The sequence below is a fragment of the Kribbella sp. NPDC056951 genome (assembly GCF_042674205.1).
GTDB lineage: Bacteria > Actinomycetota > Actinomycetes > Propionibacteriales > Kribbellaceae > Kribbella > Kribbella yunnanensis.
In genome coordinates, this window is record NZ_JBHUQZ010000002.1 from 542,676 (window position 1) to 555,971 (window position 13,296).

At 67.3% G+C, this 13,296-nt stretch carries 12 protein-coding genes and 1 pseudogene; 9 read left to right on the forward strand and 4 right to left on the reverse strand.

The genetic code is table 11. From position 1 onward, the window contains the following. Positions 1 to 37 precede the first annotated feature (37 nt). From ACFTSF_RS10155 to ACFTSF_RS10165, 3 genes and pseudogenes are all read left to right on the forward strand, one after another. Positions 38 to 169: pseudogene (locus tag ACFTSF_RS10155) on the forward strand (helix-turn-helix domain-containing protein); the annotation flags it as partial. A gap of 258 nt (positions 170 to 427) precedes the next feature. Then, entirely contained in the window at positions 428 to 1,294 is an 867-nt protein-coding gene (locus ACFTSF_RS10160; protein WP_380153989.1) for a hypothetical protein, read from the forward strand. Next, a complete protein-coding gene (locus ACFTSF_RS10165; protein WP_380153525.1) occupies positions 1,291 to 1,815 on the forward strand; it encodes an NUDIX domain-containing protein in 525 nt (174 codons plus the stop codon). Before ACFTSF_RS10160 ends, ACFTSF_RS10165 begins: the two co-directional genes overlap by 4 nt. A gap of 531 nt (positions 1,816 to 2,346) precedes the next feature. Here the strand turns inward: ACFTSF_RS10165 and ACFTSF_RS10170 are convergent. After that, on the reverse strand, positions 2,347 to 3,681 hold the full coding sequence (locus ACFTSF_RS10170) for an acyl-CoA dehydrogenase family protein (RefSeq protein ID WP_380153526.1): 1,335 nt from the start codon (positions 3,679 to 3,681) through the stop codon (positions 2,347 to 2,349). Between the two features lie 112 nt (positions 3,682 to 3,793). On the opposite strand from ACFTSF_RS10170, the gene ACFTSF_RS10175 reads away from it, so the two are divergent. Genes ACFTSF_RS10175 through ACFTSF_RS10190 form a run of 4 tightly spaced genes read left to right on the forward strand, consistent with a single transcriptional unit; the run spans position 3,794 to position 8,013 of the window. Then, positions 3,794 to 4,525 carry a TetR/AcrR family transcriptional regulator gene (locus tag ACFTSF_RS10175; protein ID WP_380153527.1) on the forward strand — a complete coding sequence of 244 codons (732 nt, stop codon included), beginning with the start codon at positions 3,794 to 3,796 and terminating at the stop codon, positions 4,523 to 4,525. Then, the gene (locus ACFTSF_RS10180) at positions 4,522 to 5,799 is read left to right on the forward strand and encodes an acetyl-CoA C-acetyltransferase (RefSeq protein WP_344163893.1); all 1,278 of its coding nucleotides are present in this window, start codon (positions 4,522 to 4,524) and stop codon (positions 5,797 to 5,799) included. Before ACFTSF_RS10175 ends, ACFTSF_RS10180 begins: the two co-directional genes overlap by 4 nt. A gap of 11 nt (positions 5,800 to 5,810) precedes the next feature. Then, positions 5,811 to 7,157 carry a 3-oxoacyl-ACP reductase gene (locus ACFTSF_RS10185; RefSeq protein ID WP_380153528.1) on the forward strand — a complete coding sequence of 449 codons (1,347 nt, stop codon included), beginning with the start codon at positions 5,811 to 5,813 and terminating at the stop codon, positions 7,155 to 7,157. 1 nt (position 7,158) lies between these two features. Then, the gene (locus ACFTSF_RS10190) at positions 7,159 to 8,013 is read left to right on the forward strand and encodes a MaoC/PaaZ C-terminal domain-containing protein (protein ID WP_380153529.1); all 855 of its coding nucleotides are present in this window, start codon (positions 7,159 to 7,161) and stop codon (positions 8,011 to 8,013) included. A gap of 44 nt (positions 8,014 to 8,057) precedes the next feature. Here the strand turns inward: ACFTSF_RS10190 and thrS are convergent, their stop codons facing one another. After that, positions 8,058 to 9,305: a threonine--tRNA ligase gene (gene thrS, locus ACFTSF_RS10195; RefSeq protein WP_380153530.1), complete on the reverse strand. Its 1,248-nt coding sequence runs from the start codon at positions 9,303 to 9,305 to the stop codon at positions 8,058 to 8,060. A gap of 167 nt (positions 9,306 to 9,472) precedes the next feature. Further along, entirely contained in the window at positions 9,473 to 10,312 is an 840-nt protein-coding gene (locus tag ACFTSF_RS10200; RefSeq protein ID WP_380153531.1) for an acyl-CoA thioesterase, read from the reverse strand. A 169-nt stretch (positions 10,313 to 10,481) separates the two neighbouring features. On the opposite strand from ACFTSF_RS10200, the gene ACFTSF_RS10205 reads away from it, so the two are divergent. Further along, a complete protein-coding gene (locus ACFTSF_RS10205; RefSeq protein ID WP_380153532.1) occupies positions 10,482 to 10,916 on the forward strand; it encodes a DoxX family protein in 435 nt (144 codons plus the stop codon). A gap of 248 nt (positions 10,917 to 11,164) precedes the next feature. Here ACFTSF_RS10205 and ACFTSF_RS10210 read toward each other — a convergent pair whose 3' ends face one another. Next, positions 11,165 to 12,103 (reverse strand): proteasome assembly chaperone family protein, encoded by a 939-nt coding sequence (locus ACFTSF_RS10210; RefSeq protein WP_380153533.1) that lies wholly within the window; start codon positions 12,101 to 12,103, stop codon positions 11,165 to 11,167. Positions 12,104 to 12,272: 169 nt separating this feature from the next. Here ACFTSF_RS10210 and ACFTSF_RS10215 point away from each other — a divergent pair, with 169 nt between their 5' ends. Next, on the forward strand, positions 12,273 to 13,289 hold the full coding sequence (locus ACFTSF_RS10215; protein WP_380153534.1) for a hydroxyacid dehydrogenase: 1,017 nt from the start codon (positions 12,273 to 12,275) through the stop codon (positions 13,287 to 13,289). Positions 13,290 to 13,296: the final 7 nt, after the last annotated feature.

Sequence of the window (13,296 nt, forward strand, 5' to 3'; positions counted from 1 at the left end):
GGAGAGCTGCGGTGTGGGGTGCCAGACTGAGCCTGTGATGGTGCAGGTCTGGTCGGGTCGCGAGGTGCGAGCTCTGCGCGAAAGCCAGCGGCTCAGCATTCGCGAGTTCGCGGCGCGGATCGGCGTGAGCGAGAGGATGGTTTCCCGGTGGGAGGCCGGTGGTGAACGGATCCGCCCCAGGCCGATCAACCAGGAGGGTCTGGATTCGCTTCTGGCCAGTGCGAGTGATGAGGCACGGACGAGGTTCGCAGCGCGTTTGGAGACCGCAGAGCAGCCAGTTCCCCTGCCGACCGCTTCGGCCACTCTGAAGCGTCGACCAGTTGCGGCACTCGCGCGAAGGCGGGCTGAAGATCCGGACGTGCTCGCCATGCGCTCGTTTCGATCCGCCGATCTCCAGGTCGGGGGCGGGCATCTGTATGGATCGGTCGTGAAATACCTGCGTACGGAGGTGGGTCCGCGCTTGTTCGGCGGTGACGATCCTGTCGCCGATCCCGGCGTCTTCACGGCCGCTGCCGGGCTGACGGAGATGGCCGGCTGGATGGCGCACGACGCGGGACGAGACGACCGCGCCTATAGCCACTTCCTCCGCGCATTTCACCTGTCCAAGGCCGGCCAGGATCGTCAACTCGGGGTGCATGTGCTCGCCAGTCTCAGTCATTTGGCGCATCATCGGGCCGACCCAACCGGTGCGATTCGGTTCGCCCAAGCGGGCGAATCGGCACTTGCTGAAGGACCCGCAAATCCCGAACTCCGGGCGCGACTACTGGCCATGCAGGCGCGTGGGCGAGCGGCGCTAGGTGACGATCACGAGACTCGGACGCTGCTCGGCAAGGCCGAATCCGCACTCGGAGGGTCGTCGTCAGCCGCACCATCGGAGTGGGTAAGCCACTTCGACAGCGGGAGTCTGGCGAGCGAGGCTGCGCGTTGCATGCGACAGCTTGGGCGCCCCGCGGAGACGCAAGGCCAGGCCGAGGCGATCATTCGGTTGCGGCCGTCGAACCGGACTCGCAGTCATGCCTTTGGGCAGCTCTTCCTGACGACTGCGCTCATTGATCAGGGCGAGCCGGAACATGCCTGTCGGGTCCTACAGGACGTGGTGGAACCGACGCAGAGCCTGGGTTCGTACCTCGTGGTTCAGCAGCTCCGGGAGATCTACGAACGCCTTACGCCGTACACAGGAATCAACACCGTCAGCGAAACCAGGCAGATGCTCGCCGAGACCCTGCGGCAGCGGGCTTGGCTACAGCAGTGGATCATTTCCGGCACCAGCGACGCGCAGGCTGAGCCACGATGACGGCAGAGGAACCGCTGTACAAACGCGACCCTGAGGCGTGGCGGCAGCACCTGGCCGAGGGCAACGCCAAGCAGGCGCGCAAGCGTGTGGGTGCCGACGCACTCCTCAGAGATGCGGACGGTCGAATCCTGCTCGTCGACCCCGACTACAAGCCCGACTGGGACCTCCCCGGCGGGATGATCGAGGCAAACGAGCCGCCACTCATCGGGCTTCTACGCGAACTGAATGAGGAGCTGAGCCTGCAGCTCGATGCCTCCGATCTGACGCTCGCTTGCGTCGACTGGGTTTCGCCGCATGGCCCATGGGATGACTCGTTGATGTTCATCTTTGACGCTGGCCGCCTCTCTCCTGATCAGGTTGCGCACCTCGAACCTGACCTCCGCGAGCTACGCCGCTACTCCTTCCTCTCTCCCGACGAGGCGCGCCATCGGCTCCGCCCGTATGTCTGGCTTCGCCTCGAAGCCGCTCTGACGGCCGCCGAGTCCCGGACCGTCGCCTATTTGCACGACGGCCGGAGCTAGTCGGTCCGAAAAGCTGGAGTCGTTAGCCGTTGAGTCTCGCCAACCAGTGGCTGACGAGAGATTCGGGGCGATAGCGTTTGTGAGGGATCAGTGGACCCGGCCGGTGAAGCTTGCCGATGGGACGACTAAGAGCGGTCCGGAATGCACGTTGGGGACGCGGGAAGCCATGGCCTGCTGGATGGGTCGATCCTGAGGGGCGGAAGCGGACGAAGGCGTTCGCTCCCAAGGGGTCGGCTGAGCGACATGCGAATGCGATGGAGACGGATCGCGAGCGCGGGGATACATCGATCCGGAGGTTGGGAAGGTCCGGTTTGAGGAGGTCGCAGCTCGGATGCGTGGCCACGCCGGCCACGGGTAGTCGGTCGCGCGCGGTAGCGCGCAGGACGCGGCGGTAGCCGCGTGGTTGGTCGGCGGTAGGCGGCGCGGGATGCTCCGGCGGTAGCCGGGGGTGGGTGGGTGCACGCGGAGCGGGCGCGGTGAGGAGCGTCGCGACGAACGTAGCGTCCGGTCCGCGTGCGGGGCTGTAGTTACCTACCTGATGCGCATGCCGGAGATGGCTCTCGCGATTACGAGGCGCTGGATTTCCGACGTACCCTCAAAAATCGTGTAGATCTTGGCGTCTCGGTGCATGCGTTCTACTGGGTATTCGCGGGTGTAGCCGTTGCCGCCGAGGATTTGGATGGCTTCTTCGGTGACCTTGACGGCTACTTCGCCGGCCTTCAACTTGGCCATGGAGCCTTCGCCGTGGCGGTAGTCGGGGGTTTCGCCTCGCATCAGGGCTGCTGACATGTTGGCGGCTCGCCAGACCAGCAATCTTGCTGCGTCGATTTCCATGGCCATGTCGGCGAGTTTGAAGGCTATGCCTTGGTTGTCGATGATGGGGCGGCCGAACTGTTCGCGGCCTTTGGCGTAGTCGAGGGCGAACTCGTAGGCGGCGCGGGCGATGCCTACTGCTTGGGCGCCGACGATGTGGCGGGTCATTTCGAAGGTGGCCATGGAGGCGTTGCGGACCTTCGCCGAACTGGGATCCGAGGCAGCGGCGCGGGCGCGCGCCAGGCGTTCGTCTAGCTTTTCCTTGCCGCCTAGGACGTTGGCGGCGGGGATGCGGACGTTGTCGAAGAAGACGTCGGCGGTGTGGGAGGCGCGGAGGCCGTGCTTCCTCAGCTTGGTGCCTTGCTCTAGGCCGGTTACTTCGGACTTGGGTACGACGAACGCGGCCTGGCCCTTGGTGCCCAGGGCGGGGTCGACGGTGGCTACGACGACGTGGATGTCGGCGATACCGCCGTTCGTGGCCCAGGCCTTCTGGCCGTTGATGACCCACTCGGATGTTTTCTCGTCGTACGTCGCTCTGGTGCGGATCGCGGAGACGTCGGAGCCGGCGCCTGGTTCGGAGGAGCAGAAGGCGGCGACTCGCACGTCGTCAGGCGTGCCGTAGCAGCGGGCCATCCATTGGGACCATTGTTCGGGGGTGCCGTTGGAGAAGATCGCGGAGGAGGCCAGGCCGGTGCCCTTCAACGACATGCCGATGCCGGCGTCGCCCCAGAAGAGTTCCTCGTGGACGAGCGGCATCAGGAGGCCGGACGGGTCTACGAAGAGGTTGATGTTCATGTCGAGGCCGTAGAGGCCGATCTTGGCGGCTTCCTGGATGACCGGCCAGGGGGTGGTTTCGCGCTCGTCCCATTCGGCGGCGGCGGGGCGCATCACGTCGGCGGCGAAGGCGTGGGTCCAGTCGCGGATCTCGCGCTGTTCGTCGTTCAGGGCGAACGAGAAGGGGCTCCAGCCCGGCTTGGACCGCTCGGCGCCTAGCTCGCCGGCCAGACTCATCACGTCGGTGGAGACGGCGGGCTTGGGGTCGGTCATCGTCATCAACATCCTCCGGCAACGACAGAACAGCGGCAGGGGTACCGAAAAGTATATGTTACCGATGAGTGTAACCGTCGTTTGCACCAAGGGGTACCGGTATGGCTAAGATCGTGGCATGAGCTCCGCGTTGCTCGCGATCGGACGCCGCCGGACCACGGCGGAGCGTCGGCGCGACCGGGAGCGGGACATCATCCGGGCGACCCGGGAGTTGTTCGACGAGCGGGGCACGATCGACGCTCAGATCGACGATATCGCCAAGCGGGTCGGGATCAACAAGGCGCTGATCTACCGGCACTTCGCTGGTAAGGAGGAGCTGTTCGCGCTCACCCTGGTCGACTACCTGGCCGAGCTGGACGCGCGGCTGCAAGAGGTCGACAATCCACGGCGCGCGCCGCTCAACCGGCTGAAGGCGCTCAGTGAGGTGTTCGTCGACTTCTGTCTCGAGTTCCCGGCCTTCACGGACTGCGCGATGAGCCTGCTGCGCAGGACCGGTGAGGAGTTGTTCGGCGAGATCACCGAGCCGGTGATGATCACCCTCGGTACGGCGATGGCCGCGGCCCTTGGCCGGATAGCCGTGGTACTGGAGGCCGGCCAGCGGTCCGGCGCCTTCGCGAAGGCGGACACCGCTTACCTGGCCAATCATCTGTACACGCAGACGCTCGGGTCGTTGCACATGGCAAGGGTCGGGCTGATCGTGTCGAGTGGGAAGCCGGGGCATCCGGTGGTGCATCATGCCGAGGTGGCGACGGTGCGGGCGACCGCGATCACCGCGACATTGGCGACGGCAGTGGGGCGCTTCGCCTACGAAGGTCCGAAGAAAGCACGGAGAGCAGGAGACAGATCATGACCGAGCCCCGCAGAGTGGCTGTCGTCGCCGGCAACCGGATCCCGTTCGCGCGCCAGGACAAGACGTACCGGCACTCGTCGAACTCCGACATGCTGACCGCCGCGATCAACGGACTGGTCGACCGTACCGGGCTCGGTGGGCAGGAAGTCGGCGAGGTGGTCGCCGGTGCGGTGCTCAAGCACGCCCGCGACTGGAACATGGTGCGCGAGGTCGTGCTCGGGTCGAAGCTCGCCGCGACCACGCCGGCGTACGACATCCAGCAGGCGTGTGGCACCGGGCTCGAGGCCGCGATCCTGGTCGGCAACAAGATCGCGCTCGGGCAGATCGACGCCGGGATCGCGGGTGGGGTCGACACCGCGTCCGACGCGCCGATCGCGGTCAACGACAAGCTGCGCAACATCCTGCTCGATCTGAACCGGGCCAAGAGCTTCCAGGACCGGCTGAAGGTGCTGGCGCGCGTGCGGCCGAAGGACGTCGTCCCGGAGATCCCGCGGAACGCGGAGCCGCGCACCCGCAAGTCGATGGGTGACCATGCCGCGCTGACCGCGCTGGAGTGGGGCATCACCCGTGAGGCGCAGGACGAGCTCGCATATCGGTCCCACGTGAACCTGGCGGCGTCGTACGACCGCGGATTCCAGCAGGACCTGATCACGCCGTACCTCGGGCTGGAGAAGGACCAGAACCTGCGCCCGGACACCACGATCGAGAAGCTGGCCAGGCTCAAGCCTGTGTTCGGCAAGGGCGAGACCGCGACCATGACGGCCGGCAACTCGACACCGCTGACCGACGGGGCGTCCGCCGTACTGCTGAGCACGGACGAGTGGGCTGAGGAGCACGGTCTGCGTCCGCTCGCGTACCTGACGCACTCGCAGACCGCGGCTGTCGATTACGTGAAGGGCGCCGAGGGGTTGCTGATGGCTCCCGCGTACGCCGTGCCGCGGATGCTCGCCCGGGCCGGGCTCACGTTGCAGGACTTCGACTACTACGAGATCCACGAGGCGTTCGCCTCCCAGGTGCTGTCGACGCTGAAGGCGTGGGAGGATCCGATCTTCTGCAAGGAGCGGCTCGGCCTCGACGCCCCGCTGGGCGAGATCGACCGCGCCAAGCTGAACGTGAACGGCAGCTCACTCGCCGCGGGCCACCCGTTCGCGGCGACCGGTGGGCGGATCGTCGCCGCACTGGCCAAGCAACTCGACGAGAACGGCGGTGGCCGTGGCCTGATCTCGATCTGCGCCGCGGGCGGCCAGGGTGTCGTCGCCATCCTCGAGAAGTAGGAGAGCAACCCATGACGGACCGCTACCAGACCTTCACCCGGACCCCGCTCGGCCAGACCCTGGTGAAGAACCTCGGGCTGCCCGACCCGGTGCCGCTGCAGCGCTGGACCGAGGGTTCGCGCGTCATCGACGGTTCGGTGGTGTTCGGCGCGATCGGTGAAACCGAGGCCGGCAAGGCGATCCAGGCATTGCTGCGCGACATCGGCGCTTCGTTCAGTACGGCGACCGAAGGCGTGGCTTCGAGTCAGATCCGCCCGAAGGCACTGGTCTTCGACGCGACCGGCGCTGTCTCGACGGCCGACCTGACGAGCCTCCAGCGCTTCTTCTCCCCCGTCATCCGCCAGCTCGCACCGGCGGGCCGCGTGATCGTGGTCGGCCGGACGCCCGAGCTGGCGACATCCACCGAGCAGCACATCGCGCAGCGCGCACTCGAGGGCTTCACCCGCTCGCTCGGCAAGGAGGTCAAGCGCGGCGCGACGGTCAACCTTGTGTACGTCGCTCCTGATGCGCACGAGCAGCTGGATTCGACGCTCCGCTTCTTCCTCTCCCCCAAGTCCGCGTACGTCGACGGCCAGGTTGCCCGGGTCGGAACCGGTCCCCTGGTCGGCAACGACCCGGATCGCCCGCTCGCCGGCAAGGTCGCGCTGGTGACCGGAGCGGCCCGTGGCATCGGAGCCGCGATCGCCGACACGCTCGCCCGGGACGGCGCAACCATCCTCGGGGTCGACGTCGCGCAGAACGCGGACCCGCTGCGCAAGGTGATGACTCGGCTCGGCGGATCCGAACTGCTGCTCGACGTGACCTCGGTCGACGCCGCGCAGCGGATCGCCGCACACGCCCACGAGCAGTACGCCGGTCTCGACATCGTGGTGCACAACGCCGGGATCACGCGGGACAAGCGGCTGGCGAACATGCGCACCGACACGTGGGACGCCGTACTGGATGTGAACCTGCGGGCTCCTGAGCGGATCACCGAGCACCTCGTCGAGAGCGGGACGATCCGGGCCGGCGGCTCGATCATCGGGGTCGCGAGTATCGCCGGGATCGCGGGCAACAACGGTCAGACGAACTACGCGACGTCGAAGGCCGGCGTGATCGGGCTCGTGCAGGCGTTGGCGCCGAAGCTGGCTGAGAAGCAGATCCGGATCAACGCGGTCGCGCCTGGGTTCATCGAGACCGAGATGACGGCGAAGGTGCCGTTCACGATTCGCGAGGTCGGCCGCCGGATCAACTCGCTGCAACAGGGCGGGCTGCCGATCGATGTGGCCGAGACGATCGCGTGGTTCGCGGACCCGGCCTCGGCCGGCGTCACCGGCAACGTGATCCGGGTCTGCGGCCAGAGCATGCTGGGCGCCTGACATGCCGACCCGTCGGTACGACGACTCCCCGAGCCTGAGCGGTCTTTACGCGAAGACGGTGAAGGCGACTCTCCGGCGTGCCGACTACTCGCCGGATGCGGACGGTCTGACGCTCGAGCTGCCACATTCGGCGATCGACCAGGACCACCTTGCGGCGTACCGGGATGTGACCGGTTTCCCGGCCGGGCCGGCGTTGCCGGCGACGTACCCGCACGTGCTGGCGTTTCCGCTGCACCTCGATCTGATGTCGGATCCGTCGTTCCCCTATAAGCCGATGGGGATCGTGCACCTGTCCAACACGATCACGCAGAAGCGGCCGCTGCCGATTCATGCGGAGCCGGCGATCCGCGTGCACAGTACGCCGGAGCGTCCGCACCCGAAGGGGACTGTCTTCGACATCGTGAGCGAGGTGCTCGTCGAGGGTGACGTGGTGTGGACCGATCTGACGACTCTGCTGAGCCGGTCGAAGGGTTCGGAGGGGCATGTCGATCTGCTGCCGGATCCGGAGCTGCCGCCGCAGGCGTGGTGGGATCTGCGCGGGAATCTCGGCCGCCGGTACGCCGCGGCGTCGGGCGACCGGAATCCGATCCACCTGTTCAAGGTGACTGCGCAGGCCTTTGGCTTCCCGCGCCAGATTGCGCACGGGATGTGGGCTAAGGCTGCCGCGCTCGCCTCACTGGAGCGGGCTGGGAAGCTCCCGGACGCGTTCACCGTCCGGGTCGACTTCCGCAAACCGCTGCTGCTCCCCTCTCGCGTCCAGTTCGGGTACTCCGTTGGTGGCAAGACCACCGACTTCGTGCTGTACGACGAGTCGCACGAGGTGACTCATCTGATCGGGCAACTTCAGGAGGACTGAACCCCCAGGCCATCACAACTGGCCTGGGGAGGTCGCGTCTGCGCTCAGCCGAGGTCGTCACCTGCACTTGCGATGGCCCCTGGGATCACCTCTCTCGCGATTCGATCCAGGACCTCGCCGATCGGTGCGGCGTCGCGGCGGCTGCCGTCGCGTTCGCGGATCGCTACCTGGCCGGCGGCGGCCTCGCGGGCGCCGAGGATCGCCTGGTACGGCGCCAGCCGGTTCTCGCGAATCCGCGCTCCGAGGTTGCCCTCGTCCGCATGAGCGATCTCGACCCGCAGTCCGCGTGACGAGGCGCGGCGGGCGACCTCGGCGGCGAGCTTCTCCTCGTCGTCGGAGATCGGGAGCACCACGAGCTGGACGGGCGCGAGCCAGGCCGGGAACGCGCCGCCGTGCACCTCGATCACCTGAGCAACCGCTCTCTCGATGCTCCCGACGATCGCCCGGTGCACCATCACCGGCCGGTGTTTGTTGCCGTCGGCACCGATGTACTCGAGGCCGAACCGCTCTGGCTGGTTGAAGTCGATCTGGATGGTGGACAGGCTGTACTCCCTGTCGGCCGAATCGATCACCTGAACATCGATCTTCGGACCGTAGAACGCCGCGTCACCCGGCGATTCGACGTACTCGACGCCGGCGTTGTCGAGGACATCGCGCAGGAGGGATGCCGCGTGCGCCCAGCCGGCCGCGTCCCCGACGTACTTGCTGGACGGGCTGCCGAAGTCGGCGTCCTCGGCGGGTAGCGCGAGGACATAGCGGGCCGCGCTGATCCCGAGGTCGAGATACGCCTGGTTGATCAGAGAGAGCGCTTTCTGGGCTTCCTCGGCGACCTGGTCGGGGCGGCAGAAGATGTGCGCGTCGTTCAGCTGCATCGCGCGGACCCGGCTCAGTCCACCGATCACGCCGGACAGCTCGGAGCGGTACTGACCGCCGAGCTCGGAGAACCGCAGCGGCAGCTCGCGGTAGCTGTGCGCCCGGGAACGGTAGATCAGCGCGTGGTGCGGGCAGATGCTCGGTCGCAAGACCAGTTCCTCACCGCCCATGTCCATCGGCGGATACATGTCGTCGCTGTACTTCTCCCAGTGACCGGAGATCTCATAGAGCGCTCTCTTGGCGAGAACGGGCGAATACACCTGCTGATACCCGGCTCGTCGTTCGACTTCGGCGATGTAGCTCTCCAAGGCATGCCGTACGGCGGCGCCCGCCGGAAGCCAGTACGGCAGACCTGCGCCGATCAGCGGGTCGGAGTCGAACAGGCCGAGTTCGCGGCCGAGCTTGCGGTGGTCGTACATGGTGGGGTCTCCTCGTTGAGATGGGGCGGCACCTCGAGGCAGACATGAAAAAACCCCGGGGCGATCGCCCCGGGGTTTGACAGTCAGGTGTCAGCGCGCCGGGACAGACTCCGGCGTCGTCGTCACTACTGCGCGCTGCAACATGTCCTCTACGTTAGCAGAACCCTTCACTTGCTCAAGTCCAATCCGATCGGCCGGATCAGGCCCTCCTGCGCCACCGAAGCGACCAGCCGGCCGTCCTCGGTGAAGAGCCGACCCATCGCAAACCCGCGCGCACCAGAGGCCGACGGCGACGTCTGGTCGTACAGCAACCACTCGTCAGCGCGGAACTCGCGATGGAACCACAACGCGTGATCCAGCGACGCCGGCTGGATCCGCCGGTCCCCGATCACGATGCCGTGCGGCAGCAAGCTTGCCCCGAGCAACGTCAGATCACTCGCATAGGCAAGAACACAGGCATGCAAAGCGGGATCATCCGGAAGCTTGCCCGAGGCACGGATCCAGAACTGCCGCCCCGTCACCCCGGCCAGCCGCACATCCAGCGCCGCCCACTCCCGATCCCAATCAGCCGCCGCCCGACCCGACTGCGCCTCCAGCACGCTCGCCAGCGTCGGCGCCTCGTCCGGCGGTACGACATCCGCCGGGATCGGCTCCTGGTGATCCAGCCCCGGCTCGGGCTTCTGGAACGACACCGATGTGTAGAAGATCGGCTTGCCGTGCTGCGACGCAACTACCCGCCGGCTCGAGAAGCTGCCGCCGTCCCGCGTCCCCTCGACCCGGTAGATGATCGGTACGGCGGTATCGCCGCCACGCAGGAAGTAGCCGTGCAGCGAGTGCACGATCCGCCCGCCGTCGACCGTCCGCCCGGCCGCGGCCAGCGCCTGACCGAGAACCTGCCCGCCGAACACCCGCTGCAACGACGTCTGCGGTTGCTGCCCGCGGTACAGGTCGACGTCGATCATCTCGAGGTCGAGCAGCTCGACCAGATCCTCCAGCGACTCAGGCATGTCTCATCCTGACAGGTCGCCCGCCCCTCCCCCGATCAGCCCGCTCCGGCGGCCTGTGCCTTCCGTCACGCGTTCCGTCCCGCGGACGCTTTCGGTGAGCTTTCGCTCGCCTTCGGTAGACTTGTGATTGAGAGCTCAACCACTAAACACTTGCTTGAGGAGACCTGTTGTGAAGCTGCCCCCCATTGCCCAGGACGTGGCCCTGCTGATCGCCCGCGTCGGTGTCGGCATCGTGTTCGTCGCGCACGGCTGGCAGAAGTTCCAGACCAACGGGCTCGACGCGACCGCCCAGGCGTTCCAGGGAATGGGCGTGCCGTCGCCGACCATCTCGGCGTACTTCGCGACCTTCGCCGAGCTGATCGCAGGCGCTGCGCTGATCCTCGGCGTCCTGACTCCGATCGCCGCCGTGCTGCTCGCGCTCGACATGGCCGGCGCGTTCCTGTTCGTGCACATGTCGAACGGCGTCTTCGCCAGCGACGGCGGTTGGGAGCTGGTCGTCACCCTCGGTCTCACCGCCATCATCATCGGCGCCGTGGGTGCGGGTCGCTTCAGCCTGGACCGGGCGATCATCCGCACCCCTGCTCGGGAATCCGTCCCCGCCTAACCACCCGCGCCGCTTCCCCCGAAGCACCCAAAGGTGGGTCCGCTGCTCTTTGGGCGCGAACACCAGCTTTGTGAACCCACCAACCATTTCCAAGCGCTCTGCGTGGTTGGTGGATGCACAAAGACGCGATGCGTGCACAAAGAGCGGAGGGCTGCTCTTTGGGCACGGAGTGGAGGTGGGAGTGGGGGTGGGCCAACGAAAGCGTCGGCCCACCCCCGCCCCGGGGTGGGCCGACGCTTGCTTTGGGACTACTTGTCTTCTTCGCGGTTCAGCTCGGCCAGGAACTGCTCGACCTCGGCACCCAGCTCCTCCGCCGACGGCGTGGAGTCGGCCAGCAGGCTCTTGCGGCTCACCGAGCCGGCGGCGGCGTCGTACTGGGTTTCGAGCGCGTTGACGACTGCGGAAGCATCCTCGGAGGCCTCGACCTGCTCGTCGACCATCCGTCCGGTGACGGCGGCCTCGTCGAGCAGGGCCTTGCTAGGGAGCAGCAGGCCCGTCGCGGCCGAGATGGCGTGCACCAGGGCCAGGGCCGCGCCCGGGAAGCGGTTCTCCGCGAGGTAGTGCGGGACGTGGACCGCGAAGCCCATCGCGTCCTTGCCGGCCTCGCCGAGGCGGACCTGCAGCATCGTGCCTGCGCTGGCGGGGAGGCGCATCTCGCCGTCCCAGATGTTCGAGCGGGTCACCAGCTCCGGACGGGTTGCGTGGGCGGTCAGGCCCAGCGGCCGCGTGTGCGGAACGCCCATCGGGACGCCGTGTACGCCGATCGTCAGGTTCACGTTGTAGAGCTCGATCAGCTGCCGCACGGCACCGGCGAACCGGTTCCAGTGGTTGTCCGGCTCCGGACCTTCCAGCAGCAGGAAGTCGACGCCTGCGTCGTCGGTGAGCAGCCAGAGGTTGAGCTGTGGCGGCGAGTAGTCGGTGAAGTGGTCCTCGGAGAACGTCACCTCGGGCCGGCGGGCGCGGTAGTCGTGCAGGAGGTCCACGTCGAAGCGCGCCAGCAGGCTGCTCTCCAGCGTCTCCAGCAGGTGATCCGCGGTCACGCGGCCAGCCTGGCCGGCGTCCATGAAACCGTCCAGGGAGTGCACCAGCACCTTGGGGGTCGCCGCCGGGCCGGTCGCCACCGACTCGTCGACGATCTCGTAGAGGTCGTCCGGTCGCAGCATCGTCGTCTCCTTCATCGTCGCCATCCGGGCGGTCTGGCGCTCGCACCAATCCTGCCCTGTCTGGTGACAACGTCCGGACTCCGGCCGGACATTCCGGTCCGCGCGAAAAACCTGAACAAAATTCCAGGCTCGCCACGCCCGGCATGCGGTCCACCGGGAGACAGGCTGGGAAAGCGCTTGCTAAGTTGCTCTCGTGCGCACCGAACCCACCTCTGCCCTGACCGTGATGCTGGCCATGAACGACGCCAGCCGCGATCGCGTCCTGATTCCGCGCGTCCGGGCCCGCCTGGACGCGGTCGCGACCGTGCTGCCCGTCGGGCCGGGGGCGTCGTTCCTCGACGACCCCGCGATCGTCGCCGCGCTGCCGGAGGTGGACGTCCTGCTCACCGGCTGGGGCTGCCCGCGGATCGGTCCCGAGGTGCTGGAACTGGCGCCGAAGCTGCAGGCGATCCTGCACGCGGCCGGTTCGGTGAAGTCGATCGTCGACCCGGCCGCCTTCGATCGCGGGATCCAGGTTTCGTCGGCGGCCTTCGCCAACGCGCTGCCGGTGGCCGAGTTCACGGTCGCCGCAATCGTGCTGGCCGGGAAACGAGCCTTCCGCCTGGCAGCGCAGTACCGGATCGAGCGCCACAAGGCGGACCCGCACGGCATGCCGGGCAGTTACGGTACGACGGTCGGCCTGCTCGGCGCGTCGCGAATCGCGCGCCTGGTCGCCGAGCGGCTGAAGACCTACGAGCTCGAGGTCCTGATCAGCGACCCGTACCTGAACGCGGACGAGGCCGCCGGACTCGGCGCCGAACTGGTCTCGAACGACGACCTGTTCCGGCGCAGCGACATCCTGAGCGTGCATGCACCGCTGTTGCCGGAGACGACCGGTCTGGTCGACGCACACTTGCTCGGCCTGCTGAAGGACGGTTCGGTGCTGATCAACACGGCCCGCGGGAAGATCATCGACGCCGCCGCGCTCGAGGCCGAATGCGTCTCCGGCCGGATTGACGCCGTACTGGATGTGACCGATCCCGAGCCGCTGCCTGCGGATTCCCGCCTGCTCGACCTCCCGAACGTGTTCATCACGCCGCACGTCGCCGGTGCCGTCGGCAACGAGATCGCCCGCCTCGGCGAACTGGCCGTCAGCGAGCTCGAGCACCTGGCGGCAGGCCGTCCTTTGCAACACGCCATCAGCCCATCTGAGATCGGAAGGCTCGCATGACTCTGCA

What these genes read in the sequence shown, in the direction of transcription:
- ACFTSF_RS10165 (WP_380153525.1), top strand. Translation starts at nt 1,291, where the DNA reads ATGACGGCAGAGGAACCGCTGTACAAACGCGACCCTGAGGCGTGGCGG.
- ACFTSF_RS10170 (WP_380153526.1), bottom strand. Translation starts at nt 3,681, where the DNA reads ATGACGATGACCGACCCCAAGCCCGCCGTCTCCACCGACGTGATGAGT.
- ACFTSF_RS10200 (WP_380153531.1), bottom strand. Translation starts at nt 10,312, where the DNA reads ATGCCTGAGTCGCTGGAGGATCTGGTCGAGCTGCTCGACCTCGAGATG.
- thrS (WP_380153530.1), bottom strand. Translation starts at nt 9,305, where the DNA reads ATGTACGACCACCGCAAGCTCGGCCGCGAACTCGGCCTGTTCGACTCC.
- ACFTSF_RS10180 (WP_344163893.1), top strand. Translation starts at nt 4,522, where the DNA reads ATGACCGAGCCCCGCAGAGTGGCTGTCGTCGCCGGCAACCGGATCCCG.
- ACFTSF_RS10210 (WP_380153533.1), bottom strand. Translation starts at nt 12,103, where the DNA reads ATGGCGACGATGAAGGAGACGACGATGCTGCGACCGGACGACCTCTAC.
- ACFTSF_RS10175 (WP_380153527.1), top strand. Translation starts at nt 3,794, where the DNA reads ATGAGCTCCGCGTTGCTCGCGATCGGACGCCGCCGGACCACGGCGGAG.
- ACFTSF_RS10190 (WP_380153529.1), top strand. Translation starts at nt 7,159, where the DNA reads ATGCCGACCCGTCGGTACGACGACTCCCCGAGCCTGAGCGGTCTTTAC.
- ACFTSF_RS10185 (WP_380153528.1), top strand. Translation starts at nt 5,811, where the DNA reads ATGACGGACCGCTACCAGACCTTCACCCGGACCCCGCTCGGCCAGACC.